We start from the raw sequence: 1059 nt of genomic DNA, 5'->3' as shown, positions 1-1059 counted from the left end.
GGTGGCGGCGCCGGCGCCGCAGGGTTTCGTGATCGAGGCGGGGGGCTCGCGCATCCGCTTTCGCGGCCAGCTGCTGGACCTGACGCGCCGCGAGCTGGGCCTCTTGAGCCGGCTGCTGGCCGCGCCGCAGCGCATCCACAGCCGCGAGACCCTGCTCGACGCCGTCTGGGGCCATGAGGCCGATAGCGGCGACCGCACGGTCGACACCCATATCAAGACCCTGCGCGCCAAGCTGCGCGCGGTGGCGCCCGAGCTGGACCCGATACGCACGCATCGCGGCTTCGGCTATTCCCTCGAGTAGCTGGGCAGACATGCGCCTCGGCCTGCGTCTGCTCTTCGGCTTCTTCCTGATCGCCGGCCTGTCGGCCTTTGTCGTGCTGCGCCTCGTGCTGGCCGAGGTGAAGCCCAGCGTGCGCGAGGTGATGGAAGACATCATGGTGGACACGGCCAATCTGCTGGCCGAGCTGGCACAGGACGATGTTGCCGCCCTGCAGAAAGACGGTAGCAAGGGCGCCGACCTGGCCGGCAGCCGCTTCGCGCAGCGCGTGCAGGACTATGCGAAGCGGCCCATCGACGCCCATATCTGGGGCCTGCGCAAGCAGAGCCTGGACTTCCGCATCTATGTCACCGATGCCCAGGGTCGGGTCTTGCTCGACTCGGGCCCGCGTCCGGCCGTCGGCGAGGACTACTCGGGCTGGCGCGATGTGGCGCGCACGCTGCGCGGCGACTATGGCGCGCGCTCGACCCGGCTCACCGAGGGCGACGACCGCAGCTCGGTGATGTATGTGGCCGCGCCGGTGCGCCGCGAGGGCGCGGTCATCGGCGTGGTCACGGTGGCCAAGCCGCTGGCCACGGTGCAGCGCTTCATCGACCGGGCCGAGCGCCGCATCCTGATCGCCGGGCTGGCGCTGCTGGGCCTCTCGATGGCGCTGGGCGTGGCCGTGACCCTGTGGCTGGTCTGGCATGTGCGGCGGCTGCGCGACTATGCGCGCCAGGTGCAGGCCGGCCAGCCGCAGCAGCCGCCGCCGGCCGTGCCCGGCGAGCTGGGCGAGCTGGCGC

Annotated in this window: 2 protein-coding genes; both read left to right on the top strand. The window is 71.8% G+C overall.

Annotated features, from left to right (window positions below):
* The coding region (locus tag PO768_RS28945) for a winged helix-turn-helix domain-containing protein (protein WP_272648813.1) at positions 1-301 on the top strand (301 nt) is incomplete at its 5' end.
* A 10-nt stretch (positions 302-311) separates the two neighbouring features.
* A partial coding sequence (locus PO768_RS28940; protein ID WP_272648812.1) for a cache domain-containing protein occupies positions 312-1059 on the top strand: 748 nt, incomplete at its 3' end.

The sequence above is a fragment of the Paucibacter sp. XJ19-41 genome, from assembly GCF_028462495.1.
In the GTDB taxonomy this organism is placed as follows: Bacteria; Pseudomonadota; Gammaproteobacteria; order Burkholderiales; family Burkholderiaceae_C; genus Roseateles_E.
The sequence above is the reverse complement of the archived record's forward strand: the minus strand, read 5'-3'. Positions and strand labels throughout refer to the sequence as shown.